General features: G+C 55.7%; 20 protein-coding genes. 4 read left to right on the forward strand and 16 right to left on the reverse strand.

The annotated features are described in order from the left end of the window. Positions 1–43: 43 nt before the first annotated feature. The 3 genes from prmA to EIZ48_RS21640 all read right to left on the reverse strand — a co-directional run bounded on the left by prmA (position 44) and on the right by EIZ48_RS21640 (position 2,828). Positions 44–928, reverse strand: coding sequence for a 50S ribosomal protein L11 methyltransferase (gene prmA, locus EIZ48_RS21630; protein WP_160656186.1), 885 nt, complete (start codon positions 926–928; stop codon positions 44–46). 165 nt (positions 929–1,093) lie between these two features. Next, positions 1,094–2,554 (reverse strand): sodium/pantothenate symporter, encoded by a 1,461-nt coding sequence (gene panF, locus EIZ48_RS21635; protein ID WP_160656189.1) that lies wholly within the window; start codon positions 2,552–2,554, stop codon positions 1,094–1,096. Then, complete coding sequence (locus EIZ48_RS21640) at positions 2,547–2,828, reverse strand: YhdT family protein (protein ID WP_075768218.1); 282 nt, start codon at positions 2,826–2,828, stop codon at positions 2,547–2,549. Before EIZ48_RS21640 ends, panF begins: the two co-directional genes overlap by 8 nt. Before the next feature lie 93 nt (positions 2,829–2,921). On the opposite strand from EIZ48_RS21640, the gene EIZ48_RS29785 reads away from it, so the two are divergent. Continuing rightward, positions 2,922–3,044, forward strand: a complete 123-nt coding sequence (locus tag EIZ48_RS29785) for a hypothetical protein (RefSeq protein WP_275690387.1) — start codon at positions 2,922–2,924, stop codon at positions 3,042–3,044. On the opposite strand, the gene accC is transcribed toward EIZ48_RS29785, so the two are convergent. Genes accC through aroQ form a run of 3 tightly spaced genes read right to left on the reverse strand, consistent with a single transcriptional unit; the run spans position 3,036 to position 5,331 of the window. Continuing rightward, the gene (accC, locus tag EIZ48_RS21645) at positions 3,036–4,379 is read right to left on the reverse strand and encodes an acetyl-CoA carboxylase biotin carboxylase subunit (protein ID WP_160656192.1); all 1,344 of its coding nucleotides are present in this window, start codon (positions 4,377–4,379) and stop codon (positions 3,036–3,038) included. The two genes, EIZ48_RS29785 and accC, sit on opposite strands and share 9 nt — an antisense overlap. A 12-nt stretch (positions 4,380–4,391) precedes the next feature. Next, on the reverse strand, positions 4,392–4,853 hold the full coding sequence (gene accB / locus EIZ48_RS21650) for an acetyl-CoA carboxylase biotin carboxyl carrier protein (protein ID WP_160656195.1): 462 nt from the start codon (positions 4,851–4,853) through the stop codon (positions 4,392–4,394). 25 nt (positions 4,854–4,878) lie between these two features. Further along, positions 4,879–5,331 (reverse strand): type II 3-dehydroquinate dehydratase, encoded by a 453-nt coding sequence (gene aroQ, locus EIZ48_RS21655; protein ID WP_160656198.1) that lies wholly within the window; start codon positions 5,329–5,331, stop codon positions 4,879–4,881. A 117-nt stretch (positions 5,332–5,448) separates the two neighbouring features. On the opposite strand from aroQ, the gene EIZ48_RS21660 reads away from it, so the two are divergent. Next, positions 5,449–5,700, forward strand: a complete 252-nt coding sequence (locus EIZ48_RS21660) for a hypothetical protein (protein ID WP_160656201.1) — start codon at positions 5,449–5,451, stop codon at positions 5,698–5,700. A gap of 80 nt (positions 5,701–5,780) precedes the next feature. Here the strand turns inward: EIZ48_RS21660 and acs are convergent, their stop codons facing one another. The 3 genes from acs to EIZ48_RS21675 form a co-directional block, all read right to left on the reverse strand. Beyond that, the gene (gene acs / locus EIZ48_RS21665) at positions 5,781–7,730 is read right to left on the reverse strand and encodes an acetate--CoA ligase (protein ID WP_160656204.1); all 1,950 of its coding nucleotides are present in this window, start codon (positions 7,728–7,730) and stop codon (positions 5,781–5,783) included. Between the two features lie 203 nt (positions 7,731–7,933). After that, a complete protein-coding gene (locus EIZ48_RS21670) occupies positions 7,934–8,557 on the reverse strand; it encodes a 3'-5' exonuclease (RefSeq protein WP_160656207.1) in 624 nt (207 codons plus the stop codon). Between the two features lie 65 nt (positions 8,558–8,622). Further along, a complete protein-coding gene (locus EIZ48_RS21675) occupies positions 8,623–10,425 on the reverse strand; it encodes a DUF294 nucleotidyltransferase-like domain-containing protein (protein ID WP_160656209.1) in 1,803 nt (600 codons plus the stop codon). Between the two features lie 214 nt (positions 10,426–10,639). On the opposite strand from EIZ48_RS21675, the gene EIZ48_RS21680 reads away from it, so the two are divergent. Together EIZ48_RS21680 and EIZ48_RS21685 are read left to right on the forward strand one after the other, a co-directional pair. After that, on the forward strand, positions 10,640–11,803 hold the full coding sequence (locus EIZ48_RS21680; RefSeq protein WP_160656212.1) for a 3-phenylpropionate MFS transporter: 1,164 nt from the start codon (positions 10,640–10,642) through the stop codon (positions 11,801–11,803). Between the two features lie 124 nt (positions 11,804–11,927). Then, positions 11,928–15,377 (forward strand): hybrid sensor histidine kinase/response regulator, encoded by a 3,450-nt coding sequence (locus EIZ48_RS21685; protein ID WP_160656215.1) that lies wholly within the window; start codon positions 11,928–11,930, stop codon positions 15,375–15,377. 82 nt (positions 15,378–15,459) lie between these two features. On the opposite strand, the gene flhA is transcribed toward EIZ48_RS21685, so the two are convergent. Genes flhA through EIZ48_RS21720 form a run of 7 tightly spaced genes read right to left on the reverse strand, consistent with a single transcriptional unit; the run spans position 15,460 to position 21,747 of the window. After that, on the reverse strand, positions 15,460–17,562 hold the full coding sequence (gene flhA / locus EIZ48_RS21690; protein WP_160656218.1) for a flagellar biosynthesis protein FlhA: 2,103 nt from the start codon (positions 17,560–17,562) through the stop codon (positions 15,460–15,462). A gap of 16 nt (positions 17,563–17,578) precedes the next feature. Then, a complete protein-coding gene (gene flhB, locus EIZ48_RS21695; RefSeq protein WP_160656221.1) occupies positions 17,579–18,706 on the reverse strand; it encodes a flagellar biosynthesis protein FlhB in 1,128 nt (375 codons plus the stop codon). Continuing rightward, on the reverse strand, positions 18,706–19,482 hold the full coding sequence (fliR, locus tag EIZ48_RS21700) for a flagellar biosynthetic protein FliR (RefSeq protein WP_160656224.1): 777 nt from the start codon (positions 19,480–19,482) through the stop codon (positions 18,706–18,708). Before fliR ends, flhB begins: the two co-directional genes overlap by 1 nt. A gap of 3 nt (positions 19,483–19,485) precedes the next feature. Then, positions 19,486–19,755 (reverse strand): flagellar biosynthetic protein FliQ, encoded by a 270-nt coding sequence (locus tag EIZ48_RS21705; RefSeq protein ID WP_160656228.1) that lies wholly within the window; start codon positions 19,753–19,755, stop codon positions 19,486–19,488. 2 nt (positions 19,756–19,757) lie between these two features. After that, positions 19,758–20,486, reverse strand: a complete 729-nt coding sequence (fliP, locus tag EIZ48_RS21710; protein ID WP_160656231.1) for a flagellar type III secretion system pore protein FliP — start codon at positions 20,484–20,486, stop codon at positions 19,758–19,760. Continuing rightward, on the reverse strand, positions 20,486–20,842 hold the full coding sequence (gene fliN / locus EIZ48_RS21715; RefSeq protein ID WP_160656234.1) for a flagellar motor switch protein FliN: 357 nt from the start codon (positions 20,840–20,842) through the stop codon (positions 20,486–20,488). The genes fliP and fliN overlap by 1 nt, the downstream gene beginning before the upstream one ends. A gap of 11 nt (positions 20,843–20,853) precedes the next feature. Then, a complete protein-coding gene (locus EIZ48_RS21720) occupies positions 20,854–21,747 on the reverse strand; it encodes a flagellar motor switch protein FliM (RefSeq protein WP_160656237.1) in 894 nt (297 codons plus the stop codon). Positions 21,748–22,132 lie beyond the last annotated feature (385 nt).

Raw genomic sequence — 22,132 nt, forward strand, 5'->3', positions numbered from 1 at the left:
TGGCTATTTATTGCACAGTAAATTTGTCTTGAGTATTCGTCGGTTAGGCCTTGCGACCTGCAATACGGCACCATTCCTCGCGGGCGGTGATCGGGTCCAGGTTCAGCTCGTCGCTGTAGTAGGAAGCAACATCCTCAGCCTGGCTTTCCAGTACGCCCGAGATGGCAAGATCGCCACCAGTTTTCACCAGGCTCTTAATCACAGGCGACAGCTCGCGTAGCGGGCCGGCCAGGATGTTGGCAACGACGACATCGGCCTGGATGCCTTCCGGCTGATCTTTCGGCAGGTACAGCTCCAGCTGGTCGGAAACGCCGTTGCGCTCTGCGTTGTCACGCGAGGCAAGAATAGCCTGCGGGTCAATATCGATACCGATCACTTTGGCCGCGCCCAGCTTGATAGCGGCAATGGCCAAGATACCCGAGCCACAGCCGAAGTCGATGACAGTTTTGCCTGTGAGATCCTGGCCGTCGAGCCACTCCAGACACAGGGAGGTGGTCGGATGGGTACCGGTACCAAAGGCCAGGCCCGGATCCAGCAAGACATTCACCGCATCCGGCTCCGGGGCTTCACGCCAGCTCGGGCAGATCCACAGGCGACGGCCGAAACGCATTGGGTGGAAGTTTTCCATCCACTCACGCTCCCAGTCCTTGTCTTCCAGCTGTTCAACTTTATAGGCGAAGTCTTCGGCAATCAGCGGGCTGTTGTTCAGCATGCTGAGCACGAAATCCATGTCAGCTTCTGCATCATACAAACCAATCACATCGGTATCACCCCAGAGGCGGGTTTCACCGGGTAGCGGCTCGAATACCGGTGTGTCTTGCGCATCGAGGAATGTCACGGACAGGGCGCCAGTTTCTTCCATCAGCATATCGCCAATAGCTTCAGCATTCTCAGCTGTTGCGTTCAGTTTAATTTGAATCCAAGGCATGGGTTAATTCGCTTTAATGTTTGGCTACGGTTCAAGGACGCGGAGTCTAGCATAAAATTTAGTCAGCCCGCATCTACTTCGTCGGTCTGCGGCTACGTGTCCGGCGGGGTTGGGCAGGGAAAAGATAGCACCAAATGGTGCTATCTTGCGGGTAAAGCGTAAGGTTTAGAGCTGATGTTGCGGGCTAGGTGCCGAAACGGGTTTGGCCAGGCTGCCGAGCACAAAGGTGACCAGGCTAAGGGCCAGCGTCGGGACGATAGCGTGCATCCCACCCAGATCCGGCTTGACCAGCGACAGACCGATGTAGCAGCCAAGGCCGGTCACCATAGAGGCGAATGCTCCGGTGGCAGAGGCTTTTTTCCAGTACAGCCCGAGAACCAGTGGCCACAGGAACACGGCCTGCATACCGCCGAAGGCCAGCAGGTTGAGCCAGATAATCATGTCCGGCGGGTTGGTGGCGGCGACAAAGACCAGGGCCGAGAAAATACCGGTTACCCATAGCGACAGTTTCGGCAGGCGGGACTCGGCTTCCGGCCCCTCGGCGGCTTTGGGGTTGATGTAGTTGAGGTACAGATCCTTGAGCAGCGTTGCCGAGGCCTGGATCAGCTGCGAGTCGATGGTCGACATAATCGCGGCCATCGGCCCGGCCAGAAAGACCCCGGCGATGACAGGAGGCAGCACGGTCACCATCAGAGTCGGCATGATCTGATCCGGGGTGGCAATATCGGGCACGATGGCGCGGCCAAGCGCGCCGGCGAGGTGCATGCCCAGCATCAGGAACGCGACCATCGCCGTGCTGATCACCATGCCCTTGTGCAGCGAGCTGCTGTCTTTGTACGACATACAGCGCACCGCGGCGTGCGGCAGGCCGATCACCCCGAAACAGACCAGAACCCAGAAACTGAGCATAAAGGGCTGGGAGAGAAAATTATCCGGCCCAAACGGCGTGACCAGCTCGGGATCGATATGATGCAGCTCGGTCACCAGCTCGCCGATGCTGCCACCGGCATGCACAATGCCGACCAGCAGAGCGATGGTACCGATGATCATCATGACGCCCTGAACGGTGTCAGTCATTACCACGGCACGAAAGCCGCCGATAGTGGTATACAGGCCGACCGTTACGGCAAACAGCATCAGGCCGTGGGAATAAGACAGCCCGGTGACGGTTTGCAGCAGGCGGGCACCGCCGACAAACTGCACCACCATGGTGCCAAAGAAGGCCAGCAGCAGGGCCAGCGAGGCGAAGATAACGACGCCCCGGTTTTTGTAGCGGGCATACAGAATGTCATTGAGGGTCAGGGCATTGTGGCGGCGGGCCTCGATAGCAAATTTTTTGCCGAGTACCCCCAGTGTGAGCCAGGCGGCAGGCAGCTGGATCATGGCCAGCAAGACCCAGCCCAGTCCCATCTTGTAGGCGGCACCCGGGCCACCGATAAAGGAGCTGGCGCTGGCATAGGTGGCTGCCAGTGTCATGGCCAGTACGAAGCCGCCCATGCTGCGGTTGCCGACCAGATATTCATTGAGGAAGCCCTTGCCGCGCTTGTGGTGTCGGCGGGTAAACAGGGCCAGGCCGAATACGGCTGCCAAATAGAGGATAAGTGGAACTAGTAGCTGACTATTCATCCGGGGTGTCCTTGTCGAAATCCAGAGACATATCCCGGTAGACGTATTTCACCATTAGGCCACATAGCAGGGTAAAGATCACCGGGCCGATAATGCAGGCCAGCAGGAACCAGAGCGGAAAGCCCCAGTACAGCTGCGGTAAGGTCTCGTGTACGTTGCTTGGTGCGAACGCGTAGGCCGAGCAGTACCACCAGAGGAAGTAGGCCAGAGCGAGGCCGATTGCCCATTTGGCTTCCTTATGGGCCTGGCGGTAGCGAGCAGAGAGCGTCTTCATGCCGAAGTCTCCAGTCAATTAGCAACACTACTCAGAGAAGAGGTTGATAATACTGAGAGTGAGCATTGTTCATACAAATAAAGGTGGGGTATTGTGGCAAAAGAAAAGCAGCAGTGCCAGAAAGCAGATCAAATTGGTGCTGGTGGGAATGAAGCGGGCATAAAAAAGGCTGCCAGTCTGGCAGCCCTTGTATCATACAGTGAGCAATTACTGTAGACCGAGTTTCTTCTCGAGATAGTGGATGTTGGCGCCACCATGCTGGAAGTTTTCGTCTGCCATGATGTCCTGCTGCAGAGGAATGTTGGTCTTGATACCGTCGATGATTACTTCACCCAGCGCGTTGCGCATGCGCGAGATCGCCACGTCACGGTTTTCGCCGAAGGCAATTAGCTTGCCAATCATTGAATCGTAGTGTGGTGGTACCGAGTAGCCGGTGTAGATGTGAGATTCCCAACGGATCCCCATACCGCCCGGTGCGTGGAAACGCTCAATCTTGCCCGGACAAGGCAGGAAGCGCTCCGGATCTTCGGCGTTGATACGACATTCAACAGCGTGGCCACGAACCTGGATGTCGCTCTGGCTGAACGACAGCGGCTGGCCGGCAGCAATACGCAGCTGCTCTTTGATCAGGTCGACACCGGTAACCATCTCGGTCACTGGGTGCTCTACCTGGATACGGGTGTTCATTTCGATGAAGTAGAACTCGCCGTTCTCGTACAGGAACTCGAAGGTGCCCGCGCCGCGGTACTCGATCTCGATACATGCACGTGTACAGCGCTCACCGATGTACTTGCGCATCTCTTCGGTGATACCCGGTGCCGGCGCTTCTTCCACCACTTTCTGGTGGCGACGCTGCATTGAACAGTCACGCTCGCCCAGGTGGATAGCATTGCCCTGACCGTCGGCTAGAACCTGGACCTCGATGTGACGAGGGTTTTCCAGGTACTTCTCCATGTAGACCATGTCATTGCCGAAACACGCTTTGGCTTCGGCACGGGTCATGGCAATCGCCTCGGACAGCTCGGCCTCGGTGCGTACAACACGCATACCACGACCGCCGCCGCCACCGGATGCCTTGATGATCACCGGGTAGCCGATACGCTTGGCAAATGACTTGTTCTTGATTTCGTCATCATCCAGCGGGCCGTCAGAACCAGGAACACAAGGAACACCGGCTTTTTTCATTGCGTTGATCGCAGAAACCTTGTCACCCATCATGCGGATGGTTTCCGCTTTCGGGCCAACAAAAATAAAGCCGGAACGCTCAACCTGCTCGGCAAAGTCAGCATTCTCGGACAGGAAGCCGTAACCCGGGTGGATAGCAACCGCGCCGGTGATTTCTGCCGCACTGATAATGCGCGGAATGTTCAGGTAGCTGTCAGTCCCTCTGGCAGGACCGATACAGACGGACTCGTCAGCCAGAAGAACGTGCTTGAGATCGCGGTCAGCCGTTGAGTGAACCGCGACGGTTTTGATCCCTAGCTCTTTACACGCACGCAATATACGTAACGCAATTTCGCCTCGGTTGGCGATAACTAATTTATCTAACATAGGGCGCCCCGGTTACTCGATGATAACTAGTGGCTGATCAAACTCGATTGCATCGCCGTCTTCAGCAAGAATCGCAACCACAGTACCCGCCTGATCAGCTTCGATTTGGTTCATCATCTTCATCGCTTCAACGATACATAGCGTATCGCCAACATTGACGCTCTGGCCGACTTCAACAAATGCTTTTGCTTCAGGGCTAGGGGCACGGTAGAAAGTACCTACCATTGGAGAAAGAACCTGGTGGCCTTTAGGTGCAGCTGGTGCTGCAGGCGCTTCGGCTACTGCAGGAGCGGCTGCCGGTGCGGCAACAGGCGCAGCTGGTGCTGCGGCAACAACTTGAGTTGGTGCGGCAACAGTGGCTACCGGAGAGTTACGGCTGATGCGTACAGACTCTTCGCCTTCAGAAATCTCAAGCTCGGAGATACCAGACTCTTCTACCAGTTCGATTAGCTTTTTGATCTTACGAATATCCATTTATCTTTCTCTTTATGTTGTTCATTTAGCTGTCTGAATGCAGGCGTCGTACGGCTGCATTCAGGGCGAATTCATATCCATCCGGGCCGAGACCGCAAATTACCCCGACTGCCTTATCGGACAGGTAGGAGTGGTGGCGGAACGGCTCTCGGGCATGGACGTTAGACAGATGCACTTCAATAAACGGGATCTGGACCCCGAGCAGGGCATCGCGGATCGCTACGCTGGTGTGCGTGAAAGCGGCCGGGTTGATAATGATAAAGTCCACCGTGCCGTGGGCATTATGGATAGCATCAATCAACTCATGCTCGGCGTTAGATTGAATGTGCTCTAGCTCTACGCCCAGTTCGGTTGCTTTGGCAGTTAAACTCGTAACGATTTGAGCCAGTGTCTGCTGGCCGTAGTGGCCGGGCTCTCTGAGACCTAATAAGTTCAGGTTAGGTCCATTGATAAGTAAAATTCGTTGAACGGTCGACATCTTGACGTTATATCACTTGTTTTTTGAGGTTTTACTCTAACAACGTGCAGGTAACTGCAACCTTGCTTCCCGTGTATCTCAATTCTGCTGCCAAAACATGCTTGGTGAGCAATTATAGTGAATTCAACGCAAATCGCAGCAAAATACTGGTCTAATCACCACAATTTTATGTGGACACGTGTACGCTGTATTCTTGAGATTGTTGAATTAGACGGCAGTTTATACGCAGAGTTCAGCCCGGCGCATCGAAGTTGTGGCGGAGTCCACGCTTTTGGTTGCGGACTTGTTTCATATATCACATTCCTGAAGGCCGACATGGAGAGTGATAGGGGCTGGATGCCGGGTAGTGTAGCTGGACTGACAGTATAAGCTAGCCAACTGGCTGGAAATTTTGACATTTGACGAGAAAACCGCCCGAAGGCGGTTTGATCGTGTTGCCGAGGAAAAGGCTAGAGGACTTTTTGTTTCTCGGCGATAAGTTTGTCTACCACGCTCGGGTCAGCCAGGGTCGAGGTATCCCCCAGGGTGCCGGTGTCGCCGGTGGCGATCTTGCGCAGAATACGTCGCATGATCTTGCCGGAGCGGGTTTTCGGCAGGGCATCGGTCCAGTGGAGGAAGTCCGGTGTGGCTATCGGGCCGATTTCCTTGCGTACCCATTCCTTCACCTCTTTATGCAGTTCGGCACTCGGTACCTCGCCGTTATTGAGGGTGATGTAGGCATAAATGGCCTGGCCCTTGATGTCATGCGGTACGCCGACGATGGCGGCTTCGGCAATCTTGTCGAAGGCCACCAGGGCTGATTCGATTTCTGCGGTGCCCATCCGGTGGCCGGAGATATTCAGCACATCATCGACACGCCCTGTGATCCAGTAGTAACCGTCTTCGTCACGACGGGCACCGTCACCGGTGAAGTACATTCCCTGGAAGGTGGAGAAATAGGTCTGCTCGAAGCGGTCATGGTCGCCCCATAGCGTGCGCATCTGGCCCGGCCACGAATCAATCATCACCAGGTTGCCTTCGGTTGCCCCCTCAAGGATGTTGCCCATGTTGTCGACGATGGCGGGTTGGACACCGAAGAAAGGCCGGGTTGCCGATCCCGGTTTCAGCTCGGTCGCTCCCGGTAGCGGGGTAATGAGGATCCCGCCGGTTTCGGTTTGCCACCAGGTATCGACAATCGGACAGCGTCTGTCGCCGATGGTGCGGTGATACCATTCCCAGGCTTCCGGGTTGATCGGCTCACCGACCGATCCCATGATACGCAGCGATGAACGGTGGGTGCCTTCAATCGCCTGGTCACCTTTGGCCATCAGGGCACGGATGGCTGTCGGCGCGGTATAGAGGATGTTGACGTTGTGCTTGTCGACCACTTCGCTCATACGGCTGGTGGACGGGTAGTTCGGCACGCCTTCAAATAGCAGGGTGGTGGCGCCGTTCGCCAGCGGCCCGTATACCAGGTAGCTGTGACCGGTGATCCAGCCGACATCTGCCGTACACCAGTAGACTTCGCCTTCCTGGTAGTCAAAAACATACTTGAAGGTCATGGTGGCGTAGACCAGATAGCCGCCGGTAGTATGCAGCACGCCTTTCGGTTTGCCGGTCGAGCCTGAGGTATAGAGGATGAACAGCGGATCCTCGGCATTCATTTCTTCCGGTTCGCAGTGCGCCGAGGCAACGCTTGTCGCGTCGTGCCACCAGACATCGCGGGTGTCATTCCACTCGACTTCGCCGCCGGTACGCTTGAGTACCAGTACTTTTTCAACGGTGGTCACGTCGTCATTGGCCAGCGCGTCATCGACATTTTTCTTCAGCGGCACGGCACGGCCGCCACGGACACCCTCGTCGGCCGTCACGACGACCTTGGCATTGGAATCAATAATACGCCCGGCCAGAGCCTCCGGCGAGAAACCGCCAAAGACGATAGTGTGGACGGCACCGATACGGGTACAGGCCAGCATGGCAATAGCGGCTTCGGCTACCATCGGCATGTAGAGGCAGACAACGTCGCCCTTGCGCACGCCCTGGCTCTTCAGGGCATTGGAAAACTTACAGACTTCCTCGTACAACTCGTTGTAGGTCAGGGTGGCATCGTCAGACGGGTCATCGCCTTCCCAGATAATTGCAGCTTGGTCACCGCGGGTTGCCAGATGGCGGTCGAGGCAGTTGGCGGACACGTTCAGGGTTCCGTCTTCAAACCATTTGACACTGACGTGCCCGGTGTCAAAGGAGGTGTTCTTGACCTGGGAAAAAGGCTTAATCCAGTCAACAATCTGGCCGTGTTCACGCCAGAAGCCAGCCGGGTTGATCACCGACTGCTGATACATTTCACGGTATTGCTCGTCAGTCACATGGGCGTTAGCAGCAATATCCTTGTGTACTGGATATATATGAACCTCACTCATCCTATTCTCCTTGTGTTCCGTCAATGTCCGTACCGGACCGGATTATTTTTTTCATTTTGTGATTACTAACTTCTGACAGATCGCAGCTAGCCACAATTAGACTTTAGGATGAGAATTGGGAAATTATTGTGGCAAGGTATAAGTTACATAACGTTTGCATTAAAAACCTTGCACCGCGCAAGGTGTTGGCGGGCGTTCTGGGCTCAGGCGGAACGCAGGGTCGGGATGTCGCCATGCTTGAGTCGGACATAAATCAAGGCGGCAGTAATGGCATCCTGCAGCGCATCGTGACGGTCAGTGACCGGCAGATCCAGGTGGCGGCTAATGGCTTCCAGGCTGAGATCGTAATAGGCATTGGGCAGCAGCCGTTCGAGCCTTTCATGATAGAGGTGGCTGACTTCGACCATTTTGTTGGGCAGGGAGAAGTCGAACAGGCGCTGATAGTAGCGGTCGAGGATCGTTTTATCATAGCGGATATGGTAGCCGACCAGCGGCCGGTTGCCGATGAACTCCAGCAGCGTAACGAGTGCCTGGCGCTCGTCGAGCCCTTCCTGAAGGTCCTGATGGCGGATCCGGTGGATGGCAATTGAGTCGGCATCGAGGCTGACTGGCGCGCGCAGGGTCAGGTGAATCGACTGGCTGGTGAGGATCCGGTTGGCCTTGATCCGGGTGGCCGCGATGGTGACCAGCTCGGCACTGTGGGGATCCAGGCTGGTGGTCTCGCAGTCCAGCGAGACCAGTTCATCACCTTGATAATTATCGAACAATGCCTGATAGGGACTGGCCTTGAGTTTATGTTGGTACCACCAGCGTCGTAAAATATTCATACTGTGTTCGAGTGCCGCGGCGTTAGTTTCTAGGCCATAGAGTCTAGCGTCTTGGCGCTCGCTCCTTAGTCTCTGATCTGATAGTGATAGCCCAGCCACTCTTTGAATTTCTTGACCACGTGAAGGCTGTGGCGAAGCAGATCGCGCTCGGCGCGGCTGAGATGGCTGATATTGAGGTGTTGCTGCAGCCCGTTGGCCTGATGGTCGAGCTGCTGCCTGAGGCGAAGCTTGATAAATAGCTTTAGCGCCTCGCTCAGGTTCGAGGCGGTGGAGGGCTCCAGTACCTTGTGTTGTTCCAGCTGGCTCAGGCGCAGGAAGGTATTGTTGTCTTTGATGTTGTGCTCCAGTGCCAGGGCCCGAATACCGTGAACAATCGGGAAAATACCGCCGCGCTTGATATCCAGCCCTTCCTTTCCAGCCTTCAGTTTGCCAAATAGCGTTAGCGGAACGCTGAACTTCAGTGCCGGGCGGGTGAAGGTCGCCAGCAGCAGCTCCTGGTCCGCCAGCTGCCGGTGGAGGTGGGTTTGCAGGGGCTCGAGCAGGGCACGGTTGCCAGCAACCGCGTGGCTGTCGGCCAATATAGCCAGGTCCATCATGGTAGCTTCGGTGCCGGCCTTGGCAAGCTCACTGATAGTATGTAACCACTCACTTTGATGCCTGACCCACTTGGGGTTGTTGACCATCACCTTGCCGGGACAGAGCGGGTAGCCGAGCTGGTGCAGGGTATGGGTTAGTTGCTCCATGACCTGCGGGCACTCCGGCCAGTCGACGCCGTCCTGGATGATCAGTGCATTGTCCTGATCGGTTTTCAGCACTTGCTCACCGCGACCCTCCGAGCCCATGACCATAAAACAGCAGCGGTCATGCATATGCTCCGGCACTACCAGCCTGAACGCTTTCTCGATGATTTGCTCGTTGACCGTGGCGATAAGCTCCATCACAAACAGGGTGTGGATCCCGTTGTTAAACAGGGTTTCGACCAACCGGTGCTGGCTGCCGGCTGCCATGGCCAGTTCCTCGATGGTTTCTGCCCGGGCAATGCGCAGGGTCAGGACATGCGAGTGGGTCGAGAACAGGCTGAGCACCTGGGTGAGATCCAGCATACCGGCCACCTGATTGCCATCAAGCACCTGGACCCGTTTCACCTTGTTGCGGGTCATGGCCAGCATGGCATTGAACAGGAAGTCGCCTTTATTGACGCTGATAACCGGTGTGGTTGCTATCTGGCTGACCGGTGTTGTGGCTGGCAGGTTGTCCAGCATCACGGCATGAAGCAGGTTGGTCCGGGTCACGATACCGTATTGCGGCAGTGGGTTGAGTTCGACCAGGGCGGCATCCATGCCCTTGCTGCGCATTTGCTCCGTCACCGATTTGAGATCGGTATCGCAGGGCACAATCATGCAGGGCTGGATGTTGTCGTCACTGACCTTGGTAAGGATAAACTCGGCCAGGTTTTGCTGTTTCTGGGCTTCATCCAGCAACTGCTGGCGCCGGGCCAGGTTGCCGTTGAAGTAGGCCGCAAACTGATCGCAGGAACGGTAAAGATCGACAAAAATGGACCTGGGAAGCAAATAGCACAGGGTATCTTCCAGTGCCGTGTAGCGGTGGCGGCTGTGATGTTCGAGCTGCGAGCGAACATCAAACATATCGTCACCGGTATAGTGGGCGAAGATTTCCTTGCCGTCTGCCGATGTTTCTTCCACGCTGCCCTTGATGATGATGTAAAGCTGGGAGCATGGCTCCTCGGCATCAATGATGATGTCCCCGGCCCGGTAATAGGCAACATCCAGGGCCTCTGTCAGCAGGCTTTGCTGCTCGTTGCTGAGGCGGTCAAAGGGGGGCAGTGAGGTATCAAACTTATCAGGCATGGCAACCATCCGACTAATTGGGTGCAGCGCACACAGGAAAATGGGTTTGGCATTGATGCAATCAGTGTCGCCCAGGATAGGAGATGGCTCCAGACGACTTTAGTCTAGAGTGGGAAAAGAGGAAGTAAAATTGTCTGATAATTTCATTGGGAGACGGTAGCGAATTCGGCATAATGGCCGACCGTTATACTTCTCTCTGCATATAGGACTTGGCATGTTTCGTAGTAGCCCCTATGGATGGACCTCGCAATACCTGCTTGGTTTTTTCTTTAATTATGGTGTGTACCTCCCTTTTTGGGCGTTGTGGCTTGCGCATTTGGAGGTGAGCGCCTCGAATATAGGGCTGTTGCTGGGGTTGGGTTTTGGCGTACGTTGTCTGGCCAACCTGGTGATCACCCCGCGGATCCATAAGGCAGAGCATTTGATCCCGGCACTTCGCTGGCTGGCGCTGGCTGCTTTGATAAGCTGCGTCGTGTATATCTATTGCGGTGGTAGTTTGTGGGCACTCACTATAGTCACAATTATCTATAACATGCTGGTTGGGCCGATTGTGCCGCTGTCTGATGCACTGGCTAACCACTATGCCAAAGACGGCCATTTAGACTATGGTCGTACCCGGCTATGGGGCTCCATCGCCTTTATCGCCGGCTCAACGGTCGTGGGCCTGCTGGCGGCGGAATATAGCCCTGATGTGATCCCTTGGGTCGCCGCAGCGGGTCTGGTGGCGGCATTGGTGCTATCGATGCGTCAGCCGACAGTGTTGCCGGTTTCGGAAGACGGCCATGATCAGGCTCGTCCTGCCTTGATGGCGCTGATGCGTGATAGCCAGGTTGTCCGTTTTCTTGGCGCGGTTGCCCTGCTGCAGGGCAGTCATGCGGCCTATTACAGTTTCAGTGCGATTTACTGGAAAGAAGTCGGCTACAGCGAAGCGGTCATAGGTTACCTCTGGAGTTTCAGTGTGGTTGCCGAAGTCGCTGTCTTTGCCCTGAGCAAGCGCATATTTGCCGGCTGGAGTATCTCGGCCATGTTCCGTCTTGCGGCATTGGGCGTGTTGTTGCGCTGGGGGGTGATTGCCAGCATGACCGATCTGCCGGTCTTGGTGATGGCGCAGGCGCTGCACGGTGTGACCTTTGCGGCCTGTCATCTGGCAACGATTCGCTATATTCAGCAAGCCAAGAGCAACCAGATGGTGGCGTTGCAGGCCCTGTATAATGCCCTGCCGATGGGGGCCTTCATGGCTATGATGACGGCATTGAGTGGTTGGCTGTACGGGATCTGGGGCGCGGACTTGTTCTGGCTGATGGCCGTGATGGGGGCACCGGTACTGCTGATGAAGATAGAAACCCAGCCACGGTCGCGTTATGTAACCAATAGCTAGCTGAAAGTTATTGATTTTGGCCGGGAAAGGGACGTTTCGGCCAAAGCTGTGATCGTCTTGATTGAGTCAATGGGTGTGAATTCGTTACCATGGGCTTACATCTTTTTTACAATCAGGACGTATCATGGCACAAGGATGGATTGTCGTGCCAGTCTCGCTGGCATATCTCGGGCTGCTCTTTTTTATCGCCTGGTATGGTGATAAAAGGCCGCAATGGCTGGCAGGCTGGCGGGCATGGATTTATAGCCTTTCAATTGCGGTCTACTGTACCTCTTGGACCTTCTATGGCACGGTCGGACAGGCCAGCCAGGATATCTGGTCATTCTTGCCTATCTACCTTGCGCCGATTGTGGTTTTCACCCTTGGCTGGCGCATTCTTGCCCGGCTGATCTTAATCGCCAAGCGCGAGCATATTACCTCCATTGCCGACTTTATCGCTGCCCGTTACGGAAAATCCCAGGGCCTGGCCGTTCTGGTGACGATTATTGCGGTGATCGGGATTTTGCCGTATATCGCCTTGCAGCTGCGCGGTATTACCATGGGGCTGGAGCAAATTGCGCCGGATCTGGGCCAGCAGAGCGGGGTTGATGATGCCGACATTGCCTGGATGGTAACGCTGGCACTGGCGGTGTTTACCGTTCTGTTCGGCACCCGGCACATCGATACCACCGAGCACCATCGCGGGATGATGATGGCCGTGGCGTTCGAGTCGATCGTCAAGCTGGTGGCTTTTCTGGTGGTGGGGGTTTTTGCCGTCGGGTTATTGTTCGAGCTGCCCGATCTGCAGGCAGTAAGACAGGAATATCTGCAGCCGAGCACACCAAATATCGGTAGCCTGCTGATCCATACCATCCTTACCATGGCGGCGATAATTTGTTTGCCGCGCCAGTTCCATACCATTGTGGTGGAGAACAGCCGGGCGCAGGACCTGCACATGGCTCGGTGGGTTTTTCCGATTTATCTGCTGCTGATGGGGCTGTTTGTGGTGCCGCTGGCGTTGGCCGGCCAGTCGCTGCTGCCGCACATTTCTGCCGATACCTATGTCATCAACCTGCCGCTGCAGCAGGGAGTAGAGAGTATTGCGCTGCTGGCGTTTTTGGGCGGGACATCGGCGGCGACAGGCATGGTCATCGTCTCGACCATTGCCCTGGCCATCATGGTCTCCAACGACTTGGTTCTTCCGCTGCTGTTGCGGCGACTGCGGGTATCCGGCCGTAATTTCAACGCCTTCTCCGGCATGCTGCTCAATATTCGGCGCGCATTGATCCTGCTGCTGCTCATGGCCGCCTGGGGATTCCATCAGGTTCTGGATGAAATTCAGTCACTGTCCGGTATCGGGCTATTGTCTTTTGCGGCCATTGCCCAGTTTGCACCGGCTTTGCTGGGGGGAATTTACTGGCGTGAGGGCAACCGTAACGGTGTGTATGCGGGTTTGCTGGGAGGCTCGGCGGTATGGGTGATCACCATGATGGGCCAGACCAATATGCTGGCCGGTGATGCCGAAACCAACTTACTGCTGTGGTTGCTTACTCCGCCGCAATGGCCGGTGCTGCACCAGCTATCAGCCGTTGACTGGGGCATGTTGCTCAGTGTTGTTGTGAACATTTCTTTGTATTTTTCGGTATCGATGCTGACCCGGACATCGCTGACCGAGCGAATGCAGGCAGCCACTTTTGTCGGCGCGCCGTTGCCTGAGTCGGATAATGGCAGCCTGTACCAGGCCCGGGTAACCGTGGCCGAGCTTGAGATGCTGGCTGCCCGCTTTGTCGGGCGCAAGCGGGTGCGACATGCCTTCAGGCAGTTCGCCGATCAGCACCAGGCTGATTTGCTGCCCCAGCAGCAGGCAACGGCACCGTTGATCCGCCATACCGAGCGGGTGCTGGCCGGGGTGTTCGGGGCCTCCTCGGCGCGTCTGGTTCTGACCTCTGCCCTTCAGGGGCGCAATATGCAGCTGGAAGAGGTGGCAACCATTGTTGATGAAGCCTCCGAGCTGTTTGATTTCAGCCGTGGTTTGCTGCAGGGAGCGATTGAGCACATCAGCCAGGGAATAACGGTAGTGGACAAGCAGTTAAGGCTGGTGGCCTGGAACCAGCGCTATCTGGAAATGTTTACTTTTCCGCCGGGGTTGATCCAGGTCGGTCGTCCCATTGCGGATGTGATTCGCCACAACGCCCAGCTGGGACTTTGCGGCCCCGGCGATCCGGAGGCGCATGTCGCCAAGCGTGTCGAACACCTCAAGCGGGGCACCGCCCATACCTCATCACGGATCAGGCCGGATGGCCAGGTTATCGAGGTGCAGGGCAATCCGATGCCCGGTGGCGGGTTTGTGATGAGCTTTACCGATATCACCGCGTTCCGGCAAGCGGAGCTGGCGTTGAAAGAGGCCAACGAAAACCTTGAAGAACGGGTCAGGCTGCGTACCCAAGAGCTGGAGCAGCTGAACCGCCAGTTGGTTTCTGCCACGCAGCAGGCTGAACAGCAGGCCCATTCGAAAGGGCGCTTTCTGGCCGCGGTCAGCCACGACCTTATGCAACCGCTGAATGCCGCGCGGTTGTTTTCGTCGTCTCTGACAGAAGTGGCCAAAGAAGAGGAAACCACCAAGCTTGCCCACCATATCGAGAGTGCGCTGGGAGCGGCGGAGGACTTAATCGGTGATCTGCTGGATGTCTCGCGGCTGGAAGCGGGCAAGCTGCAGGTCAATGTGCATCCGTTTCCGGTCCGTGATGTGTTCAGTACGCTCAGTGCAGAGTTTGGCGCCCTGGCGCAGCAGCAGGGGATCCGCTTTGAGGTGGTCAACAGCAATGCGGTGATTGTTTCCGATCCTAAGTTGCTGCGCCGGGCGTTGCAGAACTTTCTGACCAATGCCTTCCGCTATAACCCGAACGGCAAGGTGGTGCTGGGGGCGCGCAGGAAGCAAGGGCAATTGACGATCGAGGTCTGGGACAACGGTCCGGGGATCCCCCAAGAGAAGCAAGCCCATATTTTTGATGAGTTTACCCGTATCGAGCGGAGCGGAGTCGACCATGGCCTCGGCCTCGGTCTGGCGATTGCACGCGGGATCAGCCGGGTTCTTGACCATCAGCTGTCATTGCGATCCTGGCCCGGCCAGGGAACGGTCTTCGGGCTCGATGTCCGCCGTGGCGAGCTTGCCCGCCGGGTGGAAAAGACGGCCCCTGTCGAGGAGAAAACCGCACCGCTGGCGGGTATCAAAGTGCTTTGTGTCGACAATGAGCCGGACATTCTGCTGGGGATGGAAACCTTGCTGGCCCGCTGGGGATGCGATGTTCGACTGGCCGAGACCGTGGCGGGTGCCATGCAGCAGATTGATGATGCCTGGCAGCCAGACTTCGTACTGAGTGACTACCACCTGGCCAACGAGCAAACGGGCTTGCAGGTGCTGCAGCAGTGCAACCTGCGACTGGGCAAAACGTTCCGTGGCGCGGTTATCAGTGCCGACCGGACGGCAGAAACCCAGCAGGTGATCCGCGGCCATGGTTTCAGTTTTATTAGCAAACCGGTGAAACCGCTGAAGCTGCGGGCGCTGTTAAACCAGCATGTACGGGAAGTAGGGTAATGGGGACTTGAAGGGATCACGCCAGCGGGTGCTGGCGTGTTTCTTGTCTCTGAATAACGAGCCATCGAGCGGGGCAAATGGGCTAGCCCATATTGCCAACCACCGACACGTTCTTATCATCCGGAATTTCATTGAAAGACAATACATGCAGGCCACGGGCGCATACCCGGGCATAGCGTGCAAGCAGCGGACGTAGTTGCGGCAGGACCAGCAGGATCGGGCTGTGGCCGTGAAGCCGCATATTGTCCAGGACTTCAGGCAGGCTGCGTTGGAGCTTTTCAATGACAGTCGGCTCCAGGGCAAAGCCGTCAAGCTGAACGTGTCCGCCTGACTGCGCTTGACTGAGCGCGCCCAGCAGGATGTTCTCCAGCTCGCCGGACAGGGTGACAGCCGGGACATCGGCGCGCATGCCGATCAGGCTGCCGAGTACCACCCGGCGCAAGACGCAGCGGACATCGGCAGCCAGCAGGATCGGGTCCTGCGACAGTTCTGCCGATTCGACCAGCGAGTTGGCAATCGTCACGATATCGGCCAGCGATACGCCGTCGATTGTCAGCTGGCGAAATACCCGTAGTAGCTGCTGCGGGTTGAGTTTCTGCTGCAAGTCATCAGCCAGCTTGCTGTTCAGGCTGGCCAGCCGCTCTATGACTCCCGAGACTTCTTCCGGGCTCAGGATATCGTCGATATGGTCGTTGATCACCTTGCTGACATGGGTCGAGATGATGGTGGCGTGGTCGACAACGGTATAACCGAGATTGACGGCCTTGTCTTTTTCGGTCGGCATAATCCACAGCGCTTCCATCCCGTAGGCCGGATCCTTGGTGATGATGCCGTCGACATTGCCGTAAACCTGCCCCGGATTAATCGCCAGCAGACGATCGGCCTCAAGCTCGGCCTCGACGATAGTCGCGCCCCGGACGGCAATCTTGTATTGGCTGGCCTCGAGCGCCAGATCATCTTTGACATGGATTTGCGGGATCACAAACCCGCGCTGTTCGGTCAGGGTCTTGCGGATCCCTATCAGCCGGCTGAGCAGCTCTGCACCCTGGCGGCGGTCGATCAGGTTGACCAGCCGGAAACCGACATTCAGGCTCAGTGCATGAACCAGAGGAATATCGCCGGCAGCCAGCTCCTTGTTCTCGGGTTGGTCATGCTGTTCGACAATCTCCTCGGCTCGGGCCAGGTCCTCGTCATTGACTTCTGTGCTGTCAATATTGCGCATCCGCCAGCCGGCAAGGCCGATCACAGCGGCAAAACACAGGAAGGCCAGATGCGGCATGCCCGGGATCAGGCCGAGTATCAGCATAATGCCGGACACAACAAACATAATGACCGGTGACGCCAGCATCTGTTTGCCGATTTGCTTTGACAGGTCGTTGCTGTCGGCAACCCGGGTCACAATAATCGCGGCGGCCGTCGCCAGTAGCAGTGACGGGATCTGGGCAACCAGACCATCACCGATAGTCAGCAGGGCATAGGTTTCAAAGGCTTCGGAAAACGACAGGCCGTATTGGAATACCCCGATGCTGATCCCGCCGATGATGTTGATGAACAGGATCAGCATCCCGGCAACCGCATCACCGCGGACAAATTTTGAGGCACCGTCCATCGAACCGTAGAAGTCGGCTTCCTGGGCGACGTCCTCGCGGCGGCGTTTGGCCTGGTTGTGATCGATAATACCGGCATTCAAATCGGCATCGATGGCCATCTGCTTACCCGGCATGGCATCAAGGGTAAAGCGGGCACTCACTTCCGAGATACGCTCGCCACCTTTGGTAACAACCACGAAGTTAATGATCATCAGGATCACGAACACCACCATACCGACGACGTAGTTGCCGCCGATCACTACATCACCAAATGCCTGAATGACCTTACCGGCCGATTCGCCCCCTTCATGGCCGTTGAGCAGCACCACCCGGGTCGAGGCGACATTCAGCATCAGGCGGAGCAGGGTTGCCACCAGCAGGATGCTCGGGAATACCGAGAAATCAAGCGGCCGTTTGCTATAGACACTGACCAGCATTACCAGCAGGGCCAGAACGATGTTGAAGGTAAACAGCATATCCAGCACGAACGGCGGGATAGGCAGGATCACCATTGCCAGTATCGTCATCAGGAGCAGCGGGATCCCCAGTTGCCCTTTGGCTAGTAGCTGTATTAACGGGGTGAGTTTTTGTTTCATTTCAGCTCAGATCCGGTTAGCGACGCAATTCCTTGGGAATTGAGACTTGTGGGAATTCAGGTTTATGGGACTGGCGTCCCTGTTTGTATTGCTCCATCTGGAACACAAAGGTCAGTACATGGGCAACGGCAACGTACAACGGGGCAGGGATTTCCTGCCATTCGTTGGTGGAGTAATAAACGGCTCGTGTCAGGGCCGGTATTTCGACAATCGGGCGTTCGTGCTGGCGCGCGACCTGCTGCATCTGCAGGGCTACCTGATCAACTCCTTTGGCGAGGACAAAGGGAGCACCTGCCTTGTCCAGATCGTATTTCAGGGCAATGGCGTAGTGGGTCGGGTTGGTGATCACCACGTCGGCCTGCGGGACGGTTTTCATCATCTGGCGCTGGGACATCTGGCGCTGCAGCTGGCGGATTTTCGCCTTGATCTCAGGTTTACCCTCGCTGTTCTTGTGTTCTTCCTTGACCTCTTGCTTGGTCATCTTGAGCTGTTTGGTGTACTCCCAGCCAGCATACGGCATTTCCAGAACGGCAATCAGCAACAGGGCGAGGCCAAAGCTGAACAGGCCCTGCCACAGTAAGTCGACGGTTTGCAGAATTGCTTCGGTGAGCGGCAGGCGCTGGAGCATGGCTATCTGGGTCAGGTTGTTGCTCAGCATCAGGTACAGGGTGGCACTGATCAAGGTGACTTTAAGAATACTTTTGATCAGCTCGGCCAGCGACTTGGTCGAAAACATACGCTTGATCCCCGATATCGGGTTGAGCTTGGAAAGCTTCGGCTGGGCAGCCTTGCCCGAGACGTTCCAGCCACCTCGAACGATATTGGCAAGTATGGTGATAAGCACCAGCAGCCCGAGCATCGGCGCGACGGCCAGCAGCATGGATTTGAGACTGATACCGAGATGCTTGAGCATGTACTCGGGCTCGAAGGCGGCACTTTTCGGCAGCTTCATATTCAGGGTGGTGATCACCTGAAACATTTCAGCCAGTGCGCCCGAGAAGGCATTGAGCAGCAGGGCGGCTCCGAGCGTCATCAGTGCGGTGACCAGCTCTTTCGAACGCGGAAGGTTACCTTCCTCTCTGGCTTTTCGCAGTTTCTGTTCACTGGGCTGTTCCGTTTTGTCCTGGCTGCTGTTGTCACTCATTAGCGACTGGCCTCCAGATCAGCCATCATCTGCAGTGTTTCGCTGCAAAGACGGGTAAAGTTCTCCGGAATACCGGACGTGGTGATAAGCAGGCACATCATGCCGAGCAGCATGGTCATCGGGAAACCCAGTGCAAAAACGTTGAGCTGCGGCGCGGCGCGGTTCATCATGCCGAAGGCACCGTTCACCAGTAGCATCGCGCATACCGCGGGCAGTGCCAGCAAGAAGGCGGCGGCAATCATCCAGCCCAGGCGCATGATCACGCTATACAGCGCATCCTGGCTCGGCATCTCGCCCACCGGCCAGACGTCAAAGCTTTGCACCACTACATCAAGGGCGACCAAATGGCCATCGAGGGCGAGAAACAGCAGCAGGGTGTAAAACTGGTAGTACTTACCAAGGGTCGGAATACTGACGCCGTTTACCGGATCGTTGCTCATGGCCATACCGAGGCCCATTTGCATTGACAGGATTTGCCCCATGGTGGTGAATACTGCAAACAGCAGCTCGAGCATCAGTCCCATGATGCCGCCGATCACCATTTGCTGGGCACCGAACAGCAGGGCATCGAGCGAGAAGGGGTCGATGCCGGGCATTGACGGCATTAGCGGTGCCGCCAGCATACTGAGCATCAGCGCCAGCCCGATCCGGATTTGGGTCGGGATTGCCGTGCCGCCAAAAATCGGCATCACCAGCATCGCGGCGCTTAGGCGAAAAAAAGGCCACCAGATCTGTCCTAGCCAGGCGGTCAGCTGGGCTGCTGAGATATCGAGCATGGGTTAGCCGATCAGGTGCGGAATATCGAGGAACAGACGATTGAACAAGTCCCCCAGGGTCCGCAGCAGCCAAGGGCCGGCAAAGCCCAGCATGGCAAACGTCATCAGCAGGCGAGGCAAAAAGCTCAGTGTCTGTTCGTTAATCTGGGTCGCGGCCTGAAAGATACTCACGACCAGCCCGACCAGCAGGCTGGGGACAATCATGACACAGACCATACTGACGATGATCAGCAGCGCTTCACCAAAAAACGAGGCGATAAATTCAGTACCCATATCTATCCAAAGCTCGCACTGAGTGTGCCGACGGTCATCGACCAGCCGTCGACCATAACGAAAACCATCAATTTGAACGGCAGCGAAATAATTAGCGGCGACAGCATCATCATCCCCATCGCCATCAGTACGCTGGCTACAACGATATCGATGATCAGAAACGGAATGAACAGCATGAATCCGATTTGGAAGGCCGTCTTCAGTTCACTGAGAATGAAGGCGGGCATCACAATCAGAAAATCCAGCTCATCCATATTCTGCGGTGCCGGTTCATTGGCAATACGCAAAATCTGCTCAAGATCGGTCTCGCGGGTCTGCTGCAACATAAACTGGCGCAGGGGTTTTTCTGCGGTACTGAAGGCATCGACCATGGTCAGCTCGCCGCTCTGGTAGGGAATCACGGCATTGTCGTAGATGTCATAGAGCACCGGACGCATGATAAACAGAGACAGTGTCAGGGCGATACCGACCAGAACCCGGTTCGGCGGGCTTTGCTGCAAGCCCATCGCCTGGCGCAAAATGCCCAGTACGATGATGATCCGGGTAAAGCTGGTCACCATCAACAGCATGGCCGGCAGAAAGGCCAGTGCCGTCATTAACAGGAAGATTTGCAGCTTGACGCTGTATTCTTCCGGGCCGTCCGGGCCGTTGATAGTCAGCAGCGACAGATCCTGTGCCAGCGACGGAAAGCTAAGCAGCAGGAGCGCCAGCAGTAGCCCGAACTTACGCATTATTTGGTTAGCCCTTTTAGCATGTCGTTGTCGTCGACAATATTGACCAGGCGCAGGCCGTATTTGTTGTTGACGATCACCACTTCTGCGTGGCCTAGCAGGGTACCGTTGACTTTGACATCCATGGCCTCGCCGCTGAGCTTGTCCAGCTCGATGACGGTGCCGAGCGAAACATTCATCAAATCGCCAACCATCAGTTCGGTGCTGGCGACTTCCAGCGTCAGGTTGACCGGGATATTGCGGATAAACGACATATCCTTGGCAGCTGATGCTGTGCCGGGTATCGGCTCCTGGCCCAGGCTACCCAAGTCCAGTTCATCAAGGTCAATATTCAGGTCATTGGTTTGTTCAGACATGCTCGTTCCTGTTACTGTTTAATAACATCTTGAACTTGAAGTACAAGACTGGCGTTGTTTTCTGCAATTCGGGCGGTAAAGAGCGGTGTTTTGCCCGCCCGGACCGTTACCTCGCCCGGGAGCTCGACAGGGATAACATCGCCCTGTTTCAGATCCATAACATCCCCCAGTGACAGGCGACGCTCGCACAGGGTGGTCATCAGACGCATCGGTGCCTGGCACAGCTTGGCCTGAATGCGGGCCTGGAGCTCGGGGTCGGTTTCCACATCTGTCGGCTTGCACTGCTGCTCCCGGAGAAAGTCCAGGCCGGCAAAAGGCAGGGCAATGTCAAACCAGCCCTGGTGACCGCAGACATCAATGGTAAAGCGGCACACCTGGTAGAGCTGGTTGTTTTGAATTGGATTGCCGAGACGCAGCGTATTTTTCTCGGTCAGCTGGCTGTTCCAGCTGGTAATGCTGTGCCAGCCGTTGGCAAACTGTTCCAGTGCCAGGTTGAAAAAACGTTCAACCAGGCGTAACTCGGTATCACTCATGTCACTGTGGCGTCTGACATTGTTGCCGCTACCGCCAAAAAACAGATCGACCATAAAAAACAGCAGATCCCCGTCGATAGAGACGGCACCGTGCAAATCGTGCGGGCTCACGGTGAACTCGCGATACAGGCTGGGTTTCTGTAGTTGCTGTAGGTAATCCTGCAGTTTCAGCGTATCTTGCTGCTCAAAGCGAAATTCAACCGGGTGGCGCAACAGGTGATGGAATGACTGGCGAGCCGAACGTTCGAACTGTTTGCAGACATTATCAATAATGGCTTGTAATGCACCTATGCGGTGTTCAGGGCTTGCGAGATCAAAAGCACGAACTTCAACCTGGTCAAGTTCTGAGATTATTTTGCTCTTTTTCGTCATAACCTTAGGCAACCAATGGGTTTCATTAAACGTAACAGTACGTTGAATATGCTTATTAAAACAATAAAGCGTCGCTTGAATATAAAAAACGTTGTCATTTATCTTAATAAATAATAAACGCTGTTTCTTTTTGTTTGATTTTATTTCAAATCAACATTTAACCTTTAGTCGCACTTTAATTAAACGCTGTTTATTAGAATGCTGGAATCAGGGTCACAAGAATTAATATTAATACTTATGTTCGATTATTAAAGTTTATTAACAAAAGGGTGAATAGCCCCCTTGCTGTATATAATTTGAGCGCCAATTAAAAGCATATTTCTGATCTTATTTTTTTTGAGCTCTCAATCGTGTTGTTTTTAATCAATAATCGGGGCTTGCCTGT

The sequence above is a fragment of the Photobacterium alginatilyticum genome (genome assembly GCF_009910675.1).
GTDB lineage: Bacteria > Pseudomonadota > Gammaproteobacteria > Enterobacterales > Vibrionaceae > Photobacterium > Photobacterium alginatilyticum.

What these genes read in the sequence shown, in the direction of transcription:
- fliP (WP_160656231.1), bottom strand. Translation starts at nt 20,486, where the DNA reads ATGCGTAAGTTCGGGCTACTGCTGGCGCTCCTGCTGCTTAGCTTTCCG.
- EIZ48_RS21720 (WP_160656237.1), bottom strand. Translation starts at nt 21,747, where the DNA reads ATGACGAAAAAGAGCAAAATAATCTCAGAACTTGACCAGGTTGAAGTT.
- EIZ48_RS21680 (WP_160656212.1), top strand. Translation starts at nt 10,640, where the DNA reads ATGTTTCGTAGTAGCCCCTATGGATGGACCTCGCAATACCTGCTTGGT.
- flhA (WP_160656218.1), bottom strand. Translation starts at nt 17,562, where the DNA reads ATGAAACAAAAACTCACCCCGTTAATACAGCTACTAGCCAAAGGGCAA.
- EIZ48_RS21675 (WP_160656209.1), bottom strand. Translation starts at nt 10,425, where the DNA reads ATGCCTGATAAGTTTGATACCTCACTGCCCCCCTTTGACCGCCTCAGC.
- EIZ48_RS21640 (WP_075768218.1), bottom strand. Translation starts at nt 2,828, where the DNA reads ATGAAGACGCTCTCTGCTCGCTACCGCCAGGCCCATAAGGAAGCCAAA.
- EIZ48_RS21705 (WP_160656228.1), bottom strand. Translation starts at nt 19,755, where the DNA reads ATGGGTACTGAATTTATCGCCTCGTTTTTTGGTGAAGCGCTGCTGATC.
- accB (WP_160656195.1), bottom strand. Translation starts at nt 4,853, where the DNA reads ATGGATATTCGTAAGATCAAAAAGCTAATCGAACTGGTAGAAGAGTCT.
- prmA (WP_160656186.1), bottom strand. Translation starts at nt 928, where the DNA reads ATGCCTTGGATTCAAATTAAACTGAACGCAACAGCTGAGAATGCTGAA.
- flhB (WP_160656221.1), bottom strand. Translation starts at nt 18,706, where the DNA reads ATGAGTGACAACAGCAGCCAGGACAAAACGGAACAGCCCAGTGAACAG.
- EIZ48_RS21670 (WP_160656207.1), bottom strand. Translation starts at nt 8,557, where the DNA reads ATGAATATTTTACGACGCTGGTGGTACCAACATAAACTCAAGGCCAGT.
- EIZ48_RS21685 (WP_160656215.1), top strand. Translation starts at nt 11,928, where the DNA reads ATGGCACAAGGATGGATTGTCGTGCCAGTCTCGCTGGCATATCTCGGG.
- aroQ (WP_160656198.1), bottom strand. Translation starts at nt 5,331, where the DNA reads ATGTCGACCGTTCAACGAATTTTACTTATCAATGGACCTAACCTGAAC.
- fliR (WP_160656224.1), bottom strand. Translation starts at nt 19,482, where the DNA reads ATGCTCGATATCTCAGCAGCCCAGCTGACCGCCTGGCTAGGACAGATC.
- accC (WP_160656192.1), bottom strand. Translation starts at nt 4,379, where the DNA reads ATGTTAGATAAATTAGTTATCGCCAACCGAGGCGAAATTGCGTTACGT.
- acs (WP_160656204.1), bottom strand. Translation starts at nt 7,730, where the DNA reads ATGAGTGAGGTTCATATATATCCAGTACACAAGGATATTGCTGCTAAC.
- panF (WP_160656189.1), bottom strand. Translation starts at nt 2,554, where the DNA reads ATGAATAGTCAGCTACTAGTTCCACTTATCCTCTATTTGGCAGCCGTA.
- fliN (WP_160656234.1), bottom strand. Translation starts at nt 20,842, where the DNA reads ATGTCTGAACAAACCAATGACCTGAATATTGACCTTGATGAACTGGAC.